16 protein-coding genes are annotated in these 22,994 nt (G+C 51.1%); 14 read left to right on the forward strand and 2 right to left on the reverse strand.

The window, feature by feature from the left end:
* Position 1: 1 nt before the first annotated feature.
* From ACO0LI_RS02715 to ACO0LI_RS02760, 10 genes are all read left to right on the forward strand, one after another.
* Positions 2-718 carry a response regulator gene (locus ACO0LI_RS02715; RefSeq protein WP_422952418.1) on the forward strand — a complete coding sequence of 239 codons (717 nt, stop codon included), beginning with the start codon at positions 2-4 and terminating at the stop codon, positions 716-718.
* A 10-nt stretch (positions 719-728) separates the two neighbouring features.
* Positions 729-2,177, forward strand: a complete 1,449-nt coding sequence (locus ACO0LI_RS02720) for an ATP-binding protein (protein ID WP_423030662.1) — start codon at positions 729-731, stop codon at positions 2,175-2,177.
* Positions 2,178-2,766: 589 nt separating this feature from the next.
* Positions 2,767-3,987: an ABC transporter substrate-binding protein gene (locus ACO0LI_RS02725; protein WP_423031058.1), complete on the forward strand. Its 1,221-nt coding sequence runs from the start codon at positions 2,767-2,769 to the stop codon at positions 3,985-3,987.
* A gap of 230 nt (positions 3,988-4,217) precedes the next feature.
* On the forward strand, positions 4,218-6,824 hold the full coding sequence (locus ACO0LI_RS02730; protein ID WP_423030664.1) for a TonB-dependent receptor: 2,607 nt from the start codon (positions 4,218-4,220) through the stop codon (positions 6,822-6,824).
* 153 nt (positions 6,825-6,977) lie between these two features.
* Positions 6,978-8,336 (forward strand): sugar MFS transporter, encoded by a 1,359-nt coding sequence (locus ACO0LI_RS02735; protein WP_423030666.1) that lies wholly within the window; start codon positions 6,978-6,980, stop codon positions 8,334-8,336.
* A gap of 181 nt (positions 8,337-8,517) precedes the next feature.
* On the forward strand, positions 8,518-8,835 hold the full coding sequence (locus tag ACO0LI_RS02740) for a helix-turn-helix domain-containing protein (protein WP_423030668.1): 318 nt from the start codon (positions 8,518-8,520) through the stop codon (positions 8,833-8,835).
* Complete coding sequence (locus ACO0LI_RS02745) at positions 8,832-8,954, forward strand: hypothetical protein (RefSeq protein WP_423030670.1); 123 nt, start codon at positions 8,832-8,834, stop codon at positions 8,952-8,954. The genes ACO0LI_RS02740 and ACO0LI_RS02745 overlap by 4 nt, the downstream gene beginning before the upstream one ends.
* 202 nt (positions 8,955-9,156) lie before the next feature.
* On the forward strand, positions 9,157-10,875 hold the full coding sequence (locus tag ACO0LI_RS02750; RefSeq protein ID WP_423030672.1) for a GIY-YIG nuclease family protein: 1,719 nt from the start codon (positions 9,157-9,159) through the stop codon (positions 10,873-10,875).
* A 464-nt stretch (positions 10,876-11,339) separates the two neighbouring features.
* Positions 11,340-12,494, forward strand: coding sequence for an SPFH domain-containing protein (locus tag ACO0LI_RS02755; RefSeq protein ID WP_423030674.1), 1,155 nt, complete (start codon positions 11,340-11,342; stop codon positions 12,492-12,494).
* Positions 12,495-12,563: 69 nt separating this feature from the next.
* Positions 12,564-13,646 (forward strand): hypothetical protein, encoded by a 1,083-nt coding sequence (locus ACO0LI_RS02760; protein WP_423030676.1) that lies wholly within the window; start codon positions 12,564-12,566, stop codon positions 13,644-13,646.
* Positions 13,647-13,799: 153 nt separating this feature from the next.
* Here the strand turns inward: ACO0LI_RS02760 and ACO0LI_RS02765 are convergent, their stop codons facing one another.
* Both ACO0LI_RS02765 and ACO0LI_RS02770 read right to left on the reverse strand, forming a co-directional pair.
* Entirely contained in the window at positions 13,800-14,546 is a 747-nt protein-coding gene (locus tag ACO0LI_RS02765; RefSeq protein WP_423030678.1) for an AAA family ATPase, read from the reverse strand.
* A gap of 204 nt (positions 14,547-14,750) precedes the next feature.
* Positions 14,751-15,461: a YceH family protein gene (locus ACO0LI_RS02770; protein WP_423030680.1), complete on the reverse strand. Its 711-nt coding sequence runs from the start codon at positions 15,459-15,461 to the stop codon at positions 14,751-14,753.
* A 239-nt stretch (positions 15,462-15,700) separates the two neighbouring features.
* On the opposite strand from ACO0LI_RS02770, the gene ACO0LI_RS02775 reads away from it, so the two are divergent.
* The 4 genes from ACO0LI_RS02775 (at position 15,701) to ACO0LI_RS02790 (ending at position 22,948) form a co-directional block, all read left to right on the forward strand.
* A complete protein-coding gene (locus tag ACO0LI_RS02775) occupies positions 15,701-16,522 on the forward strand; it encodes a hypothetical protein (protein WP_423030682.1) in 822 nt (273 codons plus the stop codon).
* Between the two features lie 104 nt (positions 16,523-16,626).
* The gene (locus tag ACO0LI_RS02780; RefSeq protein WP_423030684.1) at positions 16,627-20,976 is read left to right on the forward strand and encodes an MG2 domain-containing protein; all 4,350 of its coding nucleotides are present in this window, start codon (positions 16,627-16,629) and stop codon (positions 20,974-20,976) included.
* Complete coding sequence (locus ACO0LI_RS02785; protein ID WP_423030686.1) at positions 20,940-21,713, forward strand: sigma-70 family RNA polymerase sigma factor; 774 nt, start codon at positions 20,940-20,942, stop codon at positions 21,711-21,713. The genes ACO0LI_RS02780 and ACO0LI_RS02785 overlap by 37 nt, the downstream gene beginning before the upstream one ends.
* Entirely contained in the window at positions 21,710-22,948 is a 1,239-nt protein-coding gene (locus ACO0LI_RS02790; RefSeq protein ID WP_423030688.1) for a hypothetical protein, read from the forward strand. Before ACO0LI_RS02785 ends, ACO0LI_RS02790 begins: the two co-directional genes overlap by 4 nt.
* The last annotated feature ends 46 nt before the right edge of the window (positions 22,949-22,994 follow it).

The raw sequence follows: 22,994 nt of genomic DNA on the forward strand, positions 1-22,994 counted from the left end.
GATGACACGCAAAATACTGATCGTTGATGATGACCAGAAAACCAGGGTATTACTGAAAACCTACCTGGAGAAAAATCAGTATGAAGTCATACTTTCGCACAATGGCGAGAGCTTTGTCGCTGAATTCAATAGCCAGATGAATCAGTTGTCACTGGTGATACTTGATGTCATGTTGCCCGATACCGATGGCTTTGCCCTGTGCAAGGTCGTGCGACAAAAATCGAATATCCCCATCATCATGCTGACGGCAAGCTCAGACGACACTGACCGCATTGTCGGGCTGGAACTGGGGGCCGATGACTACATCGCCAAGCCTTATAACCCGCGCGAACTGCTGGCGCGTATCAAGGCGATCTTGCGGCGCACTGGCTCTGCCGACGTGGCAGCAGCACCGCGTTATTATCGCTTCCTCGGCTTCACGCTGGACCTGATAGAGCGCAAGGTCACTGACAACACTGGAGAACTGGTGGCACTGACGGGGCTGGATTATCAGTTGCTGAAGTATTTTGTCGAACACCCGGGTGATGTACTCGACCGCAATGTGCTGTCAGAAGAAACCCGTGGCCGTGATGCCGGCCCACTGGACCGCTCACTCGATGTACAGATCAGCCGCCTGCGCCTGCTGCTCAAGGATGACAGCAAGCAACCTACCCTGATCAAGACCGTGCGCGGTGCTGGCTATGTATTCTCTGCTGACGTGAGCGTGGCCAGTGCCTGAAGCTGCCATCATGCTGAGGCGCTGGCTGCCACAATCGCTGCTGGGCCGTTTGTCGCTGGTCATGGTCTGTGGCGTGCTGCTGACACAACTCGTGGGTAGCGCCATCTGGACCACCCAGCAACGCGCCAAGGCCGAAATAGAAGCGACCACGGCAGCACAATACCTGGCGCACAGTGCATCAAGTGCGATACGGTTCTTTCGCAGCCTGCCGCCTAATTACCGCACCGTGCTGATACAGCAATTCCGCGAGATGGGAGGCACCCGTTTTTTTGTACAGGCAAATAATGCCTATGTCCCCATCACAGAAATAGAACCGCAGGCACTGGCGCATACAGTGCTGGGCAAGGTCGGCAATACCCTCAAGTCTGACTTGCCGCAATACCCTGAATTCAAGCTGGCTTTTGCCTGGCCAGATCAGTTGACTACGGCTGTCGATGGCACGCGTATCACCGACCTGCCTGAGAGCTGGGTGCAGCATATCCTGCTGATCAAACCTGAACCCGCGCCAGTGCTGGTGATACAGACCGAGCTGGAACCGGGCAACTGGTTATACCTGGCTGCGCTCATGCCCAATCCTTATTTTTTGAAGGGCAATGATCCTCTGTCCTTTGACCGCCTGGTCTTGCAGGGCCTGTCACTGGCTGCGGTATTACTGCTCTCCATCATGGTGGTACGCTGGATCACGCGGCCACTGGCGGCCTTGTCAGATGCGGCAGCAGCCTTTGGCAAAGGTGAGCAGGTACCAGACTTGCCAGAGACCGGCAGCAAGGAATTCATCAACACCGCCCGCGCCTTTAGCGCCATGCGCCAGCGCATACAAAGCTATATCGAAGACCGTGAACGCCTGTTCATCTCTATCTCACATGATCTGCGCACGCCTATCACGCGCCTCAAACTACGTTCAGAGCTGCTAGACGATGATGTCTTGCGTGGTGAATTTGAAGAAGACCTGGATGACCTCGACATGATGGTCAAGGGTGCTCTGCAATGCGTGAAAGATAGCGACATTCATGAAAACCCCACCGAAGTCAGGCTCGACCCGTTGATACGCAGGTTGGTACGCAGCGCCCATCTGGCCAAGCACAATGTGGATTTTGCAGACTCAGGTGTGACCGTCCATGGCAAACCACTGGCGCTGAAACGTGCAATAGGCAATCTGCTTGACAATGCCCTTTACTATGGCGAACGCGCAGAAATCAGCGTACGTGCGGCTGCTGATAGCGTCATCATAGAAGTGCGCGACCACGGCCCCGGCGTGCCGGAAGACGCTCTGCCCAGCCTGTTCGATCCCTATGTACGTCTGGTACATGGCCGCAACCAGAATGAAAGCGGCATGGGTCTGGGGCTGGGTATAGCCCGCAGCGTCATCGAAGCCCATGGCGGCACGCTGGTGCTGGAAAATCATGCTGAAGGCGGCTTGAAGGCTATCATCACCCTGCCTAACGAAGACACCGCCTGACCTGGCACTTCTCCCATTCATCCTTTCCTGTTCCAGCTTGTCACGTACGGACAAGCTCAGGTCTCTCTGCACGATTCACAACACCTGAATCCAGACTTTTGTAAAGTTTTGTAAGGAATTCTTAAGTTAAGTTTTGCCAGCTTAGGAATTCACACGCCTGTAAATTATTCACACCCTAGTGCACAGCAATACCGACAAAAAAAGCGGGTAAGGATTTGTAAGCTGCTCACCTGACCAGTTCACACAAAACTCCAAAAAATCAAACACTTATAAAAAAATGCACTAAACAGATATGCAAGTGGCATTACATTCATCGCATTGCTAGTATCGGTTTCAAGTAATTCATTTATATCGATAAATCGATGAATGAAGAGTATTTGCAAAGCTGTTGAAACTCCTTCCCCTTCAAGGGGAAGGTTGGGATGGGGATGGGTTTCTATCACAATTTGACTTCAGGTCAATCAACCGAAACCCATCCCCACCCTAACCCTCCCCTTGAAAGGGAGGGAACAAAAGGTGCGTACGTTGATTCATTTACTAAAAAAATTTCAATAAAGGTCTTCTTTTGAACCGCATCTGCCACATCGCCATGTTATGCACCGCCGCCATGATGAGCACAGCCAATGCTGGCACGCTCGTCCTGGAAAGCTGGCGCGTGGATGACAAGGCCTTGTGGGAGACAGTATTGATACCGGCATTTGCCAAACGCCACCCCGGCATAGAGATACGCTTTGCACCTACCACACCGACAGAGTACGACAGCAGCCTGCAAGCACATTTTGCCAATGGCACCGCCGGTGACCTGGTAGCTTGCCGCCCTTTTGATGTATCGCAGTCTTTATATAACAAGGGTTATCTGGACAAGCTGGATGGCAAACCGGGCATGGAACATTTTGAAGCAACAGCCCTGTTGGCCTGGCAAACCGATGACGCAAAAGCGACTTTTTGCATGCCGGTGGCTTCTGTCATACACGGCTTCTTGTACAACAAAAAAATCTTCAAGAAACTCAATCTGCAGGCGCCAAAAACTCAGGCAGAATTTTTGACGGTGCTGGATGCGGTAAAAAAGAATGGCAGCTATGTTCCTCTCGCATTGGGTACTGCAGAAAAATGGGAAGCCACACAAACTCTGTTCACCAGTATAGGCCCCAACTACTGGCATGGTGAAGCAGGCCGCAAGGCGCTTATCGCAGGCAAGGCAAGATTTACTGATGCACAGTATGTCGCCGCCTTTGAGTATGCGGCAAAGCTGGGGTCGTATCTGCCCAGCACGGCCAGCACGCAAACCTATAGCGACAGCCAGCATCAATTCGCTTCTGGCAAGGCAGCAGTCTACCCCGTCGGTTCCTGGGATATCTCTTATTTCAATCAGGTACAGGGCCTGGATTTTGGTGTATTTGCACCACCCGTGCGCGCAGCCGGTGACAAGTGCTACATCCTCGATCACATGGACATAGGCATAGGCATCAACAAAAAATCACGCAATAAAGAAGATGCCTACAAATTTCTCGAATGGCTGGGCTCACAAGAATTTGCTGACCTGTATACCAATCGCGTCACCGGATTTTTTTCGTTGTCGAATCATCTGATCGCAGTGCGTGACCCGATAGGCAAGCAAATGATGGAGTGGCGGACAGCGTGCGAATCCAGCATACGTGTCAATGCACAGATATTGAACCGTGGCCAGCCGAGCATGGAACAGGAATTATGGAATGTGAATGCCGATCTTTTGAATGGCACGGTCACAGGTAAAGAAGCCGCTGCAAGAATACAAAACAGTGTTGCAAGTGCAAGTAAGTTTAAACGATGAGAGTTCAAGCGTTAAGATCATACCTCCCCCAAGTCGTATGATTGATTTGCCGACGCCCAGCGCGGCGTCGGCTTTTTTTAGCGCTTGATGCGCAACTGAAGATTCCAGCATTAGAGAAGATAGTAAAGATTTTTTGCCTTGATTAAAGCAATTCAGAACGAGGTCAAAATTGCTGCGCCAAAAGAAGAAGATGTGATACCAACGAGTAAAACTAACTGAAGGAGATTTGCATGAACACCCCCGTATTCAAGAAGAAGCTGTTACCGCAACTGATTGCCCTGATCGTCAGCACCACCGCGTTTAATATTGTCTATGCTGCCGATGAAACACCAGAAACTGCACCAGGTTCACAAGTCGTAGAAGTGCGCGGCATACGCGACACATTGAAAAAAAACCTTGCTGGCAAACGCGATTCACAAAATATTGTTGATACAGTCAATTCAGAAGACCTCGGTAAATTCCCGGACAAAAACGTCGCCGATTCACTGCAACGCGTGCCCGGTATTTCTGTCGACCGCACCTGGGGTGAAGGCCGCGACATTTTCGTACGTGGCACCGACAAAAGCCTGAACATGACGCAGTTGAATGGTCAGTCAGTCGCTTCAGCTTACTGGTGGAAAAACGATTCACAAAGCCGTGGCTTCAACTATGACATTTTGCCTTCTGAACTGGTAGGCAGTCTTGATGTTTACAAAAGCCCATCTGCTGATCTGGATGAGGGCAGCATAGGCGGTTTGGTCAATGTCAAGACGCGCAAGCCTTTGCAATTCAAAACACCCTTGACCGCGCAATTCTCACTGGAAGCAACTTACTCTGACTTGCCCAAAAAGACTGACCCACAAATCTCTGGTCTGGTGAACTGGAAGAATGATGAAAACACGCTGGGTATCTTGCTGTCCCTGAGTAAACAAAAACGCACCATGCGCCGCGATGGTCTGGAGAATTTTACTGATTCCACCAAATACACCATCATCGATCAAAACAATGTAGCGACACCGAACGCTTATGCATCATGGGGTGGTGGTTCAGCGATTTTCCGCCAGGACCGTGAACGCACGACTGGCAATGTGACCCTGCAGATCAAGCCTAACCGTGACAGCGATATCTCTCTGAATTACATCAATTCAGACATGAACATGGATAATAATAACCAGAACTACCTTTGGCAGATAGGTGGCCTGGCCAACAAGCAAAATGTCATCAATATCACCAATCCACGTTTCATCACGACCTCTGATGGCACCAAGGCCGTGGTCGGCGGCACAGTCGGCCCGACAACTGGCGTGTCGTTTGAACCTATCTATCGTGAAGCCTATATCAAATCCAAGATACTCGATCTGGAAGGCAATTATGAAGGCGATGGTTGGAAACTGCACGGCCAGTTAGGTTCCACCTCTGCTGAGGGTGGCAGCAAGCATGACCGTAACTTCTGGTTCACTGGCAATACCCGCGCCACTGTGAATATTGCACCAGATACTTATGAAGTATCTTACCTCGACATGAGCCCGCTCGATCCAACCAAGCTCACGCTGCAAAATGCGCGTGACTGGGTACGCAAGATGGAAAGCAAAGAGAACTATGTGCAGGGCGATCTGACCTGGGACCTGACTGGTTCCTTCATCAAGGACATCAAGCTGGGCGTAAAGTACCGCGACAATACCGTGCAAAATCACCGCACCATAGGCACGGTAGGACCGGATAGTCCAGGCTGGCAGTCTTTCAGCCTGGCTGATCTTTCTACTGGCCCGTCACCACTGCTGAGCCAGGCTGCTGCTACATCTGGCTCATTGACGCAATATGCATGGGTCAATGATGCACTGGCTGCGAGCAAGGGTTTTGCCATGTATGACAAGGGCATGGTCTATAACGAAGCCAAGGGCGAGTACTACAAGATACAAGAGAAAATTACTGCAGCCTATGTCAAGGCGGACTATGCCATCGACAAATGGCGCGGTGACTTTGGTGTACGCCTGGTCAAGACTGAACAGACATCCGAAGCCTATCAAGACCTGACAGGCAAAGGCAACTACGTCATTGGCAGCACGACACGTACTTACAACGATGTCTTGCCCAGTCTGAACGTGGTATATGACTTGCGCAAAGACCTGATCATACGCGGTGCCATAGCCCGCGTCATGGCACGTAACACCTACAGCGACCTCAGCGCCAGTACAGAAGTCAGCGGCACCACCAATGCAGCAACTGCAGGTAATCCTTTGCTCAAGCCTTATCATGCTGACCAGGCAGAGATAGGTGCAGAATGGTATTTCGCTGATGCATCGATGTTGTCTGCAACATTGTTCACCAAACGCCTGGATACCTTCATCTACACCTCTACCGCACAAGAAAATGTCGGTGGCATAACACGCCCGGTAACACGTCCGCATAATGCCGACAATGGCGCGGTCATCAATGGACTGGAACTGCAATGGCAACAGGCTTTTGGTAACGGCTTTGGTGCCATCGTGAACTACACGTTCACTGATGCTAAAGCAGGTTCCATCGCTGGCGGACAAAAACTGAATGTCATCGGCAACTCACGCAATCAGTTGAATGCCAGCGGTTACTATGAAAAGAATGGCATCAGCTTCCGCCTGTCGTATAACTACCGTTCCAAATCCTACGGTGGTCTGGATGAAGGCGGCCAGGATGTCACCAGCGCCTATGGTCAGTGGGACGCTACAGCCAACTGGGACATCACACCAAAGATCAGCCTGTTTGCGACAGCCGTCAACCTGACCAATTCTGTAATACGCACCAACACCACAGATGGTCTGCCAGTTGGCGTGTATGAAAACGGCGCACGTTACAGCGTAGGTGTCAGGGCCAAGTTCTGATCTGCATGATGATGGCCAGGAGTAATCCAGGCCAGTAGCAAAAAGCCTCCCCTGATCACTCTGTGGGGGAGGCTTTTTTGCCCGATGTCCCGGCAAGGACGATGATAGTTCGTCAGCTCAAAGTGACCATTTAAAATATGTCTGGAACACCTCATGAACAACAATGATCAAGCAACGGGATCAACAAAGGATGTGGTCGTTGCCATGTTCTTTATCAGCCTCTTGTTTTTTATCCTGGGCTTTGCCACCTGGCTCAATGGCTCGCTGATCCCGTTTTTAAAAATAGTCTGCGACCTGAATAATTTTCAGGCGCTATGGGTGACGTTTGCGTTTTATATCGCTTACACCGTCATGGCGCTACCATCTGCCGCCATACTCAGCCGTACCGGCTACAAAAATGGCATGACACTGGGCCTGGGCATCATGGCAGTGGGGGCATTGTTATTCATTCCCGCCGCAAAGACCAGCTACTACGCCTTCTTTTTGCTCGCTCTGTTCACACTGGCCACCGGCATGACGCTCATGCAAACCGCCATCAACCCCTACATCGTCTGCATAGGTTCACGCGAAAGCGCCGCCATGCGTATCAGTATCATGGGCCTGTTCAACAAGGGTGCAGGCATCGTCGTGCCACTGGTATTTTCAGCATTGATCTTGTCCGGTATAGAAAAATATTCTGACACTGCACTTGCTGCACTTGATCATGCTGGCCGTCTGGCCTTGCGTTCAGAACTGTCATCGCGCCTGGTCTATCCCTATGCCATCATGGCGGCTGGCTTGCTGGTGGTCATGCTCATCGTGCATTTTTCTTCACTGCCGGAATTGCGGGCAGAAGAAGAAAAAAACCAGCCCGAAGTCACTAAATGGGGCGTGCTGCAATACCCGCAACTGGTACTGGGCGCATTATCGCTGTTTGCCTATGTCGGTGTCGAAGTGATCGCCGGTGACACCATAGGCCTGTATGGCCGCAACCTCGGTGTGCACAACTACACCGTGCTGACCTCATACACCATGAGCTTCATGGTCATAGGCTACATCCTCGGTGCGACGACGATCCCCAAACTGATGACACAAAAAACCGCCCTGATGTTCTCAGCCATCAGCGGCCTGCTGTTCACCGTTGGCGTCGCCACCAGCTCCGCCACGGACACCGGCATTGCCCAGGCAATAGTCGGCTGGGCAGGCGTGCCGGTCGTACCAAACACCGTGATGTTCCTCGCCATGCTGGGCCTGGCCAATGCTTTGGTCTGGCCATCCATCTGGCCACTGGCCCTGCAAGGCCTGGGCAAATACACGGCAGCCGGTTCCGCCCTGCTTATCATGGGCATCGCCGGCGGCGCACTGCTGCCCATGCTGTACGGTAAATTCTCAGACGCAGGCAACTCCCAAACCGCCTACTGGGTCATGCTGCCTTGTTATCTGATGATTTTCTTTTATGCGGTGAAGGGGCATAAATTGAGGAGCTGGGGAGCTAGTACGGGCAGACTGGAGAGAGTGGATCAGGCGGGTTGAGTTGATTGTCTGATTAGCATGCTACGATACCCTCATCCTTGCAACAACGAGGATGAGTATTAATAGAGAAGCAACAATTTACAGAATAATTTGCTCAAAAAAATTAGGCCTAGTCCAGCATCATAACCAGTATAATTCTATTGGAAAGTTAGATTATCTAACCATAATCTATATAAAACCAATGGATTTCTCCCTACTCCTACCTGATGAGATTTGCCTCAAACTCGGCGAACGAGCGCGTGAGCGTCGCTTGCTGTTAAATATCAGCGTAGAAGAATTGGCGCAACGCACAGGCATCTCGGCCCAAACTGTCAGCAGTTTTGAACGCACTGGCAAATGCACTCTGGCCAATTTTGTCCGCATACTTGAATCATTGAATGCCACGCCAGATTTGCAGACAGTTCTGGTGCCGCAAACCAATACCATAGAAGAGATGCGGGCAAAGTCTGCAGTGCAAGTCAGGCAGCGCGCGTATCGCAAACTGAAGAGCCCATCATGAAAGAGCTCAAGGTCAATTACAAGGCGCAAGGCGAGTCGCTTTGGCTGGGTACGATGGCCTTGACATTTTGTTCCGACAATCAAGCTAACATACTCGCAAATAATGCAGCATTGAACTGACGGCTATCGCAGTGTCTTTGATACTTTGTCACAAGAGTTGTACCTATTGTTTCTTTGACGCAAAGCCGATTACTGCACCAATATCCAAACATAAATGTACAAGGGATAATATTGGTTGGATGAGAGGATTATTAAGTTACGAAGGAAAAGAATCGGATTTGACCAATGGATGCGGCAAGTTTTCAAAATAGGCCAAAAGAATATGTCGAACAAAAAAATTCGCCTAAGCGAGCTTGGAAAAATAAATCCCATAGGCGCGATGGATCACCGGCGTCTTCTCAACGGAAATGGAACCTTGGCTTTTTTCGATAACTTGCCTCGCAAGCAAAGGAGGAGATTGGCTATGGAAGGCAAGCAATTGGCTCAAGAATACAGAAGAGTAATGAGCCAGCTATTCCAGTCAGGGGCAAAATTTCCAACGGATAGAATTTTACGTGAGATGGCGTTCGAATATAACAATAGATATGCGTCGTCCGGGATTTATACACAGCCGCTAAGTTTCAATTATTTTGAGCCTTTTCTTCATCTTAAATTGATTAAGCAAGTTGCTCCTTACGTAGAAACAGAGAAAGAGTTCAATCATCTCTTCTATATTGAGGATTATTTTGATTACCTTACTTCTGGAGATAGTGATGGCTTTGATGTTTCCTCACTTCTAACTCTTCCACAAGACCAAATATTCCATTTTTCCACGAATGGGTCAATAAATGACACTGCCTTCCTTAACGGGGAAGGAAGAGAATTTTTAATCTCCGGCTTCTCTATTATTAGACGAGCAAAGTCGCTTCATTGGTATCTTATAGGGGGCGAGGCATTAGATGAAGATGAGTGGAAAATAAGATGTTCTAGCCAGCAAGAAGTTAATTTAAAGGAAATATCTCCCCTAAAACAAAAATTTCTCTCCGAAATTGTGGCAAAAAATGATTTCAAATTGGGAGAACCGAAGCCCTTGGAAGGAACCAGCACCCATATCAGAACGATCATTACTGGTGAGTTTGATATTGTGGAAAAGAAACATATCTCTCGCTGCTATCTCGCTGAATATCAGAATTCATTCGATATTGTATGCGACGACCCGGAGATTTTTTCAGACTTTAGGGATTTCGAAACTAAGAACAAAGCAATGTCAAACATGATTGAACGTTTCAATCGCTCGGCAGTTTTGTGGTCACTGGCCGAAGGACTGTTTCAGCTTCCAATGTATTTCAATACACGTTTAGCATTAAGTAAGGATGTCACAGATAAATCTCGTCAACGTCTTCCGAAAAAGAAAGGCGGATTGGGATTAAGTACTGACTATGTTGTGATCCCCGCTATAGAAACCAATAGTGTAGCCCCCAACTTGACCATTACGAGGGTAAATTTACCTCAGTATGAAATAGAGACGGAAGGACACTGGCGAAGATTAAACGACGGCGAATATGGTATCGATAGACATGGCAATCGCGTGCTTGGAAAGACATGGATCTCAGAGTCAAGCAAATGGAAACACGTCGATGCGACCACATCCACAATTTTCTTAAAGGACACGTTAGGTTCAGCTAAAGTCAAAATTGAGCAGTATCTTGAAGCGTCGGCAAGAATCGCTGAAGAAGCGCGGTCTAAAAAAGCGGAGACTCATTCTGATGCGGGGGAGTTGTATGTAATGCGGTGTGCTGCCATGAAAGAGCAGATTTTCAAGGTCGGATTTACAGATGGAGACTCTAGTGAACGTGCTATACAACTTTCATCGGCAACGGGCGTTCCATTGGCTTTCTTAGTTATTAAAAAATGGCGTCACGCACAGGCTAGAAAATTGGAAACTGAGGCACATATGATGCTCGCACCATACCGCTTAAATGACAGTCGCGAGTTTTTTTTGGCTAGTTATGATGCAATAGAAAAAATAATCGAGTTTGTTATTACACGAACTAACACCTGAATCAAAGGTTAACGAGAAACCTAATTTATTCCCTCCACATTTCCTGATCCAATCAAGGGGAAACTGCTAGACGATGTCGGCTATGAAATTTGCCGAAAGGAAGCTGGCAATATAAATTGAAGGCAATCAAAAGTTGCTCACGAGTCCAATTGTTGGATTTCTCTGTCATTGCCAATATTTTCTACATTCACCAAAAGGGGAATATACCAATATCCTCATCATAGCCTGGTCAAAATGATATGTCTTGCGATCATTTTGTGAAATGTTTCATGCATGTATTTCAAGCAACTAACATTTACAAATGCTTACATCACAATTTCTCTTCCCTACCCTTGTGATAATGTACCAATTCAGCAATACTTCGCCTACGCCGGATATACTGGTATCCGCCGAATAGCTGTTGGCCGCTATCAATAGAATTGCCTGCCAGCATCCTGCAAGAATTTTGTTTTTTGGAGAACACTATGGGTCTGTGGAATAAGCTCAGCAATGAATTTATCGATATTGTCGAATGGCTGGATGACAGTCCCGATGTGATGGTGCATCGCTTTGAGCGCTATCAGAATGAAATCAAGATGGGTGCCAAGCTGACGGTGCGCGAAGGGCAGATTGCTATCATGGTCAATGAGGGCCAGGTGGGCAAGGGGCAGGTGGCGGATGTGTTCACGCCGGGCATGTATGAACTATCGACCGAGAACATGCCTTTGCTGAGTACGCTCAAGGGCTGGAAATATGGCTTTAACAGCCCTTTCAAGGCGGAAGTGTATTTCTTCAAGACTACCCGCTTTACCAATATGAAGTGGGGCACGGCTGGCCCTGCCACCATGCGCGACCCTGAATTTGGCGTGGTGCGTGTGACTGCGTTTGGTATCTATGGCATACGCATCGTGGATGCCAAGGCCATGCTGTCTGAGCTGGTCGGTACCAAGGCCGATTTTACGACAGCGGATATAGAAGAAAACCTGCGCGGCAAGATAGGCATGCGCATCAAGGAAGTGATGCCTGAAATTGGCGTACCTGTCATTGACCTGGAAGCCAAGGTCACTGAAGTGGGCAAGCGCATACAGGAAAAAATTGCTGCTGACTTTGTGCAATATGGTCTGGAACTGTGCGAAGTACAGGTGCAGGACATAGGTTTGCCGGAAGAGGTGGAAAAAGCCATCGACCAGCAGGGTGCGATGCGCGTGATCGGCAATATGAACCAGTTCGCTCAGTATCAGGGGGCGCAGGCTTTGCGTGATGCGGCGCAAAACCCGGGCATGGCTGGTGCCATGATGGGCGTGGGCGTGGGTGGTATGCTGAGCCAGAGTATGGGCACGATGTTTGGTAATAATCCACAACCGGCAGCAACGCCTGCTGCCGCTCCTGCATCTGCACCAGCGGCAGGCGGTGGCATGCCACCACCTTTGCCAACAGCGGTATCTTATTTTGTCGCGCAAAACGGTGCGCAGACCGGGCCGTTTGATCTGGGCGTATTGCAATCTCACGTTGGTAATGGCAGTTTGACGCGTGACAGCCTGGTATGGCGTCAGGGCATGGCGGCCTGGGGCAAGGCGGGTGAACAGGCTGATTTGTCTGGCTTGTTTGCGGCGATGCCTCCACCGCTGCCACCGCAATAAATCATCCTCTGATGTGGCGTCGCGCCTGATGGTAGCGACGCCTTCTATTTTGTTCTGGAATCATCACCTGTGACGACAAAAAACTATCCCTGCAAATCTTGTGGTGCCAAGCTTGAATACGCGCCCGGTCAGCACGCCCTGCAATGCCCGTATTGCGGTGCCAAGAATGAAATCCCTGAAGACAAGGAAGCCACGGTCGCAGCGGTGGAAGAGCTGGATTATCAGGCTTATCTGGCAGAACAGGCTGGCAACGAACCCATGCTCGCCAGCCAGCATGTGAAGTGCACAGGCTGTGGCGCAGAGTCGCAACTGGCAGCCAATCTGGTGTCTGACCGCTGCCCGTTTTGCGCGGTGCCGCTAATCGCTGCCAATGCCTATTCTGCACGCAAGATCAGGCCCAAGGCAATTGCCCCATTTGATATCAAGGAATCAGATGCGCGCAGCAAGTTTGCCAACTGGATTACCGGCCTGTGGTTCGCGCCAAATGCGCTGAAGCAGGCTTACCGTGCCGAGCGTGGCCTCAAAGGTATCTACACCCCTTACTGGACTTATGATGCCGACAGCGACACCACCTATCAAGGCCAGCGCGGTGTCGATTACACGGTCACAGAAAACTATACTGAAAACGGTGAGACCAAGAGCCGCCAGGTGACCCGTACCAACTGGTACCCCGCAGTGGGTGCAGTGCAGGTATCGTTTGATGACGTGCTGGTTGTGGGTTCAAAAACCCTGCCGACTTCGTATGCAGAAAACCTTGCGCCATGGCGCCTGGAAAAACTTCAGGGTTACCGTGACGATTATGTTTCCGGCTTCACGGTAGAGGCTTACCAGGTGGGACTGGAGCCTGGCTTTGTCGATGCCCAGGGCAAGATGGAAGGCGAAATCCGCAATGCCATCTGCCGTGATATCGGTGGCGACCATCAGCGCATCATTGCGATGCAGCCTCGCTATTCGAATATCAGCTTCAAGCACATCTTGCTGCCTATCTGGCTGTCGTCTTATAAATATGGCGACAAGACTTACCGTTTTCTGGTGAATGGCCAGACCGGCCAAGTGCAGGGTGAGCGTCCGTATTCAGCGTGGAAGATTGCGGGGGCGGTGTTGCTGGCCATCGCTGTCGTCGTCGTGATTGCTATGCTCAATCACAAGTAATCAAGTCAAGGTCAAGAGTCAAGACCTCTCAACACAGAGTCACGGAGACACAGAGGGTTCACAGAGAAAGTTCATTAGAGAATTTTCTCTGTGAACCCTCTACGACTCTGTGGTGAGCTTTTTGGTCTTTCAGAAATCCACCCAATTCAAAACTCAACGCTCCATCAACACATCCATCATGCGCTTGGGATTCGCCAGGAAATCCCGTGTGATCTTGTAGTGTTCGGTGTCTTCATAGGCAATTTCAGAGATACCTTCTTTACCGCATTGGTAGATGCAGGCATCAGGATAAGCCATGAGTATCGGTGAATGGGTAGCGATAATGAATTGGGAATTATCTTCTATCAGATCATGGATGCGCGACAAGACCGCGAGTTGCCTTTGTGGTGACAGTGCAGCTTCTGGTTCATCGAGTATGTACAGACCCTGGCCACCGAAGCGTTCTGTCATCAGCTTCAGGAAGGATTCACCGTGTGATTGCTCGTGCAATGAGATGCCACCATAGGAATTGATAATCGGCGGGCCACCTGGTTCTTCATCCAGTCTTTCAATTTCAGTAGCCACATTGAAGAAACTCTCTGCACGCAAGAAGAAACCATCGCGTGGCTTGCGTATGCCTTTGGCAATACGCAAATACTCATCCAATACTGAATGTGAACGCCGTGTACCAAAGCTGAAGTTCTTGGTACCACCCTCAGCGTTAAAACCCAAAGAAACCGCGATCGCTTCGAGCAAGGTAGATTTGCCCGAACCATTTTCACCAACAAAGTAAGTGATCTTGGGATGCAGGTCTACATACTCGAAGTTTTTTATCGCGGGCAAAGAGAAGGGATAACGTTCAAAAGACTCGACGATATCCCTGCGCAGGCTGACGCGGCTGACATACTGTTTTGAAATCATGTTGCCTCGGGTAATTCAGGGTTCATATCGCCTCTTGCTACTCAAACTGATCATCGCGGTTATGATCATGTTTTGATGTTCAACCATAAATAATCAAGCTCAAGATTGCTCAACATAGAGACACAGAGGGTTATCGGAGAATTATCTCCGTGAATTCTCTGTGTCTTAGTGTCTCTGTGGTGAGCTTTTTGGTCTTACAGCTATCTACTCAAACTGCTTCTTGAACTCCGCAAACTGCGCACTCAAATCGCTGACCTGTTGCTTGAGTTGCAGGACTTCTGCTTCCAACTGGCTTACCCTGTCATTTTTTGAAGCACCACCACCGCTGGAAAAACCAGTAGCTTCTGCCTGATCCAGGCTGGCTTCATCGCAAGACAGCAGGTGCGCATAGCGTGGCTCCTTGGTGCCTGGGGTCAGGTTCAAACGCGCGACCAAGGGTGGATATTTGTCCATCAGGTAGTCCAGGGATTTCTCTACATCGGCGACGCTGGAAAATTCATGCAGACGGCCAACGCGGGCGCGGATTTCACCGGCGGTCTGGAAGCCGCGCAGCATGAGTATGGTCAGCACGGCGACCTTGGGCTGGTCGAGCATCCATTTGATACGCATGCGGTGCTCATACTTGGCAACGCGGGCACCGGCCTGGTGGATGGCATTCACCAGTTTCTTGGCGGCCAGCCTGTCTATGGCTTCCAGCACTTCAGACTCGGTCACCGACATGACAGGGTCACGGCTGGTCAGCTGGTTGCAGGCATTGACGAGGGTATTCAAGGACAAAGGATAATTGTCGGGAGTGGCAGCTTCTTTTTCTGCCAGCACGCCGAGGACGCGTACTTCTACTGCATCGAGGTATTGTGCATCTGCTGTAGGGCTGGCAGGTGCGCTGGCTGACTCGCTGGTGTTTTCTGTGTTCATGGCTCTTCCTGAGGTGATTGCTGCGAGCAACTCAAATAACTTAGGCAACTTGGCCCATTTAAGAAACTTAAGCTCGCGATGGCTTCATATTATCCCTAAAAATTGAAAATGTGACACTGCATCATAAGAACGCCGTCATCTATTCAATTATTTTTTAAAAATCTTAACCCCTTTTGTTTTGCTGCTCCGTTTAATGAGTATGAATCTCGCTTTTTATGTAGAACAATATGGAGAACAAAATGAATAAATGGACATCTTTACTGGCAGCCCTGGCAATAGGGACAATGGCGTCGATGAGCACAATCGCACATGCGGGGCAGCTTGCTGGCGTCAGCATCATCAATCAAAGCACGGGTGAAAGGCTGCCTATATGGCGTCATCAGGGCAATAATTATGTAGCGGGCAAGCCCGGTGAGCGTTATGCGGTAGAAATCACCAACAAAACAGGCGGGCGTATTTTGTCGGTCTTGTCTGTCGATGGAGTCAATGTATTGACGGGTGCCACGGCATCGCCACAGCAATCAGGTTATGTATTGGCGAGCAGGCAGCCAGTAGAAATTAAGGGCTGGCGCAAGAATATGGAAGAAGTGGCGGCTTTCTATTTCACCCAGTTGCCTGATTCGTATGCGGCACGTACAGGCAGGCCTGACAATGTCGGCGTCATCGGCGTGGCCCTGTTCAGGGAGCTCAGGGAATACAGGGAACCTCTCCCTGTGGAACCCTGGTATTCACGCCGGAGTGAAGCTGCTGCACCTGCACCAGCACCCGTTGCCCCCGCTGCTTCTGCCTTACCTCCTGTTGAAGCAACCGGCAACCTCGCAAAAAGCAAGTCTGACATGGCAGAAAAATCCATGGATGCGAGGATAGGTACAGGCCATGGCGAACGTATAGATAGCAGCGTGCGGAACACCGATTTTCGCCGTGCCAGCCAGCAGCCTGACGAAATCATCAGTATCCAGTATGACACCTACGCTCATCTGGTAGCACGCGGCATTATCCCGCGCAACCGCTATCAGGATGCCAATCCCTTCCCTGGCGGTTTCGTACCTGACCCGAATTAAAGCGCCGCAAATGTAGCGCACCACAAATACCTGATGTCATACAGCACTTCCATGGGGGCTCCCCAGGCCCCCGTTCACACTAAAAATACAGGAAATTGTCAATAATGAAAAAATCTGGCCACTACTTTAAAGCGCCGATCTTGTGTCCCTTGCTGTTACTGATGCTGGGCGGTTGTCAGTTTGGCGATGTCGCAGAGTCTGTGGCTGCCACGGGTGATGTGATGATAAGCCCGCAGTCTGATACAGTAGCTTCCAGGCAGTCTGACAACAAGAAGAACAAGGCCATAGCATCTCAGGAAGGGCAAAAACCAGTGCTGGGCCCGGTTGCGGCGGAACCAGCCCCGGCGGCATCAACCAGGATCAAACAAGTGCGCGCGGAGGAATTGCCAGCCCTGATCAATAGTTATTTCGACACGCATGAGAGCCGCTACCTGTACATACAGGTAGATAAGCCACTCTACAAACCCGGTGAAACCATCTGGTTCAAGAGCTGGGACTTGAAAGCCCGCAATTTGACTGGCAGCAAAATGCAAGCGGCAACGGCGGAGCTGATCTCGCCCAAAGGTGCCAGCGTGATCAAGAAACACCTGCGTGTTGAGGCGGGTAGTGCAGCCAATGATTTTGAATTGCCAGCAGAGGCGCAGGGTGGTGAATACAAGATACGCATCACCAGCAGTGATGGAAAAACCCTGGAACGCGCCATCATCGTCTCTGCATTTGAAGCACCACGCATGAAGAAAACCCTGGAATTCGTCAAGAAATCCTATGGTGCGGGTGAGCAGGTCAGCGCCACGATCGCCGTTAAGCGCCCTACTGGTGAGATCATGTCAGGCAAGCGCCTGGTTGCAGTGGCCACCGTCGATGGTGTGGAATTACCCCGCGTGAATGTCACGACAGATGCCACGGGTGAGGCACTGGTGAAATTTGATTTACCGAAGAACATCAGCACTGGCGATGGCTTGTTGACGATACTGGTAGAAGACGGCGGCGTCACTGAATCGATTTCAAAATCCATACCTATCCTGCAAAACAAGCTGGCACTGTCTTTCTTCCCTGAAGGTGGCAAGATGGTGGCGGGCTTGCCTGCCCGTCTCTATTTTGAGGCCAAAACCAGGTTAGGAAAACCGGCAGATGCCGAGGGCAAGCTGGTCGATGATCTGGGTAATACTGTTGCCAGATTCAATACCTATAAAAATGGCCTGGGCCGTGTCGTGTTTACGCCAGCTACGGGTCGCAGCTATCATGCAGAAGTCAGTAAACCCAGCAGCGTGACTGAGCATTATGCTTTGCCATTGGCAGAAGAAGCAGGCTGTGTCATGCGTAGCTATGATGATCTGGATGGTCAGGAAAAAGCCTTGCGCGTAGCTGTGCAATGCAGCACCACACAAAAGGTCGTGGTCGCAGCCACCGTGCGCGATAAATTATTTGATGCGGGCAGCATGGAAGCAGGCCCAAGTAAACCGGCTGTCATGTATTTGCAAGCCAAAGACCCTGCCACAACTTCTACTGCAGGCATCGCCCGCGTTACCCTGTTTAACCAGAACCTGGACCCGCTGGCTGAACGCCTGGTGTTCCGCAATCGTCGTAACCGGCTTGAGATCAAGGTGGAGCAAGACAAGAAAGCCTATGTGCCGCGCGGCGAAGTCGCCCTGAACATCACAACCAAAGATGCCAGCGGCAAAGCTGTGCCAGCAGAACTGGCCCTGTCGGTTGTTGATGACACGGTGTTGTCATTTGCCGATGACAAGAGCGCCAATATGCTGTCGCGTCTTTTACTGGAAAGTGAATTGCCCGGCAAGATAGAAGAGCCTAATTTTTATACCGACCTGGGTGAAGACAAAAGTGCGCTGGCACTGGATATGCTGATGGGTACGCGTGGCTATCGTCGCTTTGATTGGGTACAAGTATTGGCGCCGATACACGTGGTCACCGTGACTGGCAGCCATATCAGGCGCCAAAATGCAGAGTCGGCACCAGCGTTTGCACGCCTGACACCTGAGCCTGTAATGAAAGCCGCAGCGATACCGGCACCAATGGCTGCACCTGTACCCTTGCCTGCACCAGCGCCCCAAGTTGCAGTACCAGAATTGAAAAAAATGGCAGCCGCTGATGCACAGGCCTTACCGCAAAAACCCGTAGCAGCAAAAATGAAAGAAGAATTGGCTGCGGGCCGCATTGTGGCCGTGGCTCCGGTACAGATGGAAGCCAGATATTTTCCGGCAGAACCCATGGCTGACAAGGACTTCGCCCGTGCAGATGCGAAAATGGCAGCGCCTATGGCAGTGCCTATTGCAGTGCCTATGGCAGAGCCGGCGCCAAGTTGGGCTGCAGTGCGGGTGTTTCCGGTTCCTGCCTATACGTCTGATTATGCCGGGCCGCGCGATGATTACCGCGATACCGTGATGTGGGCTCCTTTAGTAAAAACCGACAAGCAGGGCAAGGCCACCTTGAAGCTGGCTCTGTCAGATGCGGTGACATCTTTCCGCGTCACGGCAGAAGGTGTTGGTGGCGGGCAGGCCGGGCATAGTGAAAACATCCTCAAATCTTCCTTGCCATTTTCTTTGTCGGCCAAGCTGCCATTGGAAATATCAGCAGGTGACAAGCCGCTGATCCCCGTCACCCTGAGCAATGAGGGCGAGCAGGCTGTTAATGTCACGCTCAACAGCAATTTTGGCAGACTCTTGAAAGCCAGTGACAGCAATGACAAAGTGGGCACTATTGCTGCTGGTCAGCGCAAGAGCATGTTCATTCCGCTTGAAGTCACAGGCACACAAGGTTTGTCGCAGGTGCAATTGTTGGCGACTGCATCGGGTTTGAAAGATGAAGTCTTGCGCAGCATACCGGTGGTTGCCCCTGGCTTTCCGCAATTGCTGGAGAAGTCAGGACAAATCAAGGGACAAGTTACGCATGACATTGATCTAAGCAAAGCCAACAAGGGTAGTGTGCAGACATCGATCAAGGTATATACCTCGCCACTCGCTACCATGGTATCTGGCCTGGAAGGCATGTTGCGCGAACCGTCAGGCTGTTTCGAGCAAACCTCATCGACCAATTACCCTAACGTCATGATCATGCAATACCTGAAGCAGCATGATGTGGCCGACAGCGCCTTGCTGGAACGTACCGGCAAATTGCTCGATAGCGGCTACAAGAAACTGGCTGGCTTTGAATCACCGAAAAAAGGCTATGAATGGTTTGGTGGTGACCCCGGCCATGAAGCACTGACTGCCTATGGCTTGCTGGAATTTGCGGATATGAAAAATATCTATGGCTCCGTCGATACCGCCATGCTGGCGCGTACTGCAAACTGGCTTAAAGCCAGACGTGATGGCAATGGCGGTTACCAACGCGATGCCAAGGCGCTCGACAGCTTTGGCCGTGCAGCACCAGAAGTGACTGATGCCTATATCACCTGGGCCCTGGTCAGCGCTGGTGAAAGCGGCTTGGACAAAGAAATAGGTAAATCCGTCAAACTAGCGGAAACCACGCAAGATGCCTATCAACTGGCACTGGCCAGCGGCACCATGCTGGCACCCTCTGCAAAAACGGCGGTATCAGACAAGGCAAGGCGCGCTGCAGTAGATAAACTGGTGGGCATGCAAAATGCCAATGGTTCCTGGACGAATGCGGATCATTCCATCACCCGCAGCGGCGGCAGCAATCTGCATATAGAAACCACCTCGCTGGCGATACTGACCATGCTCAAATCAGATGGCCACCTGGAACAGGCACGCAAAGGCATCACCTGGTTGCAGGCAAATCGCAGCGGCTTTGGTCAATGGGGCGCAACCCAGGCCACTGTGCTGGCCCTGAAGGCAATGATCGCCTTTGACGAAGCAACCAGGGTTGCACCCACGGCTGGCAAAGTCAGCCTGCTGGTTGATGGTGTCGTGGTCAGCGAGAAGAGCTATGAAGCTGGCAAGCGTGAACCTTTGTTGTTCAATGATTTTGAAAACTTGCTGACACCTGGCAAGCACAATATCACGCTCAAAACCAGCAGCGGATCTGCCCTGCCGTATTCCATGGCGATTGAATACCGCAGCAATGAACCGGCATCATCCAACACCGCCGTCATCAACCTGAACACCAGTCTGGCTAAAGCTGATCTGAAAATGGGTGAGACCGTCAGGTTGAATGCGGTTATCAGCAACAAGACACAAACCGGCCAGCCCATGAGCCTGGTACGCCTGGGTTTGCCTGGTGGACTGACTTTCCAGAACTGGCAATTGAAAGAAATGCGCGAGAAAGGACAGATAGATTTTTATGAAACCCGTGCCCGTGAAGTGATACTGTATTTCCGTGACATGAAACCGGGCGAAGTGAAAAAACTGGCGGTAGATCTGGTGGCAACAGTGCCAGGCAGCTATACCGGGCCAGCCTCTTCTGCCTATCTGTACTATAACGATACGGACAAGACGTGGACAACTCCGCTGGCAATACGCATCGCGCCTTAGCATCAGCTAAAGCAATATCAGGGCGTTTTTTTGGCAAGTTGCTGATTGTCAGAAAAACGCTGGAAGTGGCTTGGATGCATGACAGTTTTACCCTGACAGTGCATGGAAATTATGCTGGTGAGACGGGATTTTCCGTTAAACTAGCGGCCATGATAACCGAACCACAAACAGACGAGGCACTGATGCTGCTCTATTGCGATGGCGACCTGCTCGCCTTCAAAGAGTTGTATCAGCGTCATCGCCTGGGTTTGTACCGTTTTATAGACTGGCGTTCGCCACGTCAGGAATGGGTGGATGAAATCGTGCAGGACAGCTGGGCTGCGCTGCATGCGGCACGGTCGCAATACACAGTGCTTGCCAGCTTCAAGACCTATTTGTACCAGATCGCCCGCAACCGTTTGATCGACATACTGCGCCAGCGAGAAAGCCTGCTTGACGCCGACCCTGACCAGTATGAACACACGCTGGAAAGCACACAGGAATCGACGCCGCTGACCAGGTCACCAGAAACCCGGCTGGAAAAAAAACAGCAGACCGAGCGTCTGCATGAAGCCATCAGGAGTCTGCCCAGCGAACAGAAAGAAGCGCTGGTCTTGCAGCAATTCAATGGCCTGAGTCTGGAAGAAATTGCCACCATTACCGCCGTATCAACGGAGACCGTCAAAAGCAGATTACGTTATGCCATGCAAAAATTGCGTGCCGAATTGCATACCCAGACACAAGGGGAGCCAGCATGACATCCAGGAATGACGATATGCACGAAGCTGAATTTGAGGATTTCCTGCAAGGCAAGGGCGAACTCGCCAGCCTGCTGCAAGATTTGCCGCAAGCACAACCATCGGCAGAGCTGAATGCGGCGGTCATCGCTGAGGCAGAACGTGCCCTTGCGGCCCCATTAGCAACAAGGACAGCTCCAGCCATGGTGCCACCAGCGGCCAATGATGCCACAGGCCCTGAAGGCAGCGGCAAACCGCCATCATTTTTATGGCGCTGGAAGCTGCCACTGAGCCTGGCTGCCAGCATACTGTTTGCCATACCCGTGGTCATGCAGCAAAACCAGGAATCCTATCCGTCAGATCCAGTGACTGTGCGTGCTCCGGATACAACTGCGGCACCTGCGACACAAGAAAAACACACACCAGCATTGCCACAACTGGCACAAGCAGATTTGACGAAACAGGCAAAGGTCGCCGCCGAAGTTGCCCCGCCAGCGGCGGCACCGGCAGCGAACATGAACAGTGCAGCAGCACCTGCCATGGAAGCCAGCAAGGCCAAAGAAAGCCAGGTGGCCGATGACGCCAGACGTGCCAGCGCGGCAAAACCGCGTAGTGAATTCAAGCGGGCTGAGCAGCAAGCCGAACCACCGCCTGCACTAAGATCTGCTCCGGCTCCAGCACCCGTGGTGGCTGCCGCACCTGAGCCTGCGACGGTGACAATTACAGGGGCGGCAATACGCAGGCAAGAAATGTCTTCCGCCGCTCCCGTGCAAACAATCAGCAGACAGCCGGGCGTCGAAGAAAAGGTCGCAGCAGACAGCCAATATGCCAATAATGAAAAAATGCGTGCGCCAGCGGCGAATGCCAGTGCCGCCAAAGCAGAGGCTACAGGCATGCTGGCGAAAACCAGTGAAACAGAATCCCGGTCACCAGCAGCTATGGCAGAAAAACCAGTAGTGACAGCATCGGCAGATAAAAAAGCTGATATGCCTGCGGCTGTACCATTCCCTGCCGCACAGTCAGCGCCACGCGTTGTCATGGCGCCACCACCTGTGGCAGCTGCACCGCCGCTGTCAGCCGCATTGGCACCTGAAATACATCCGGGTGCCTATGAGTGGCTGGAGAAAATTGAACAGCTATTGAAGAACCGCCGTAACAAAGAAGCACTGGAAGAGTGGCGTAAATTCCGCGCCAGCTATCCGGGGTTCATTGTTGATCAATCCCTGCAAAAGCAGATAGACGCACTGCAAAAATAAAAGGATCAATGACAAGCATTTGTCATTGATCCCCATACTCACCTTG

It is taken from the genome of Undibacterium sp. Tian12W (assembly GCF_049339405.1).
Taxonomy (GTDB): Bacteria; Pseudomonadota; Gammaproteobacteria; order Burkholderiales; family Burkholderiaceae_D; genus Undibacterium.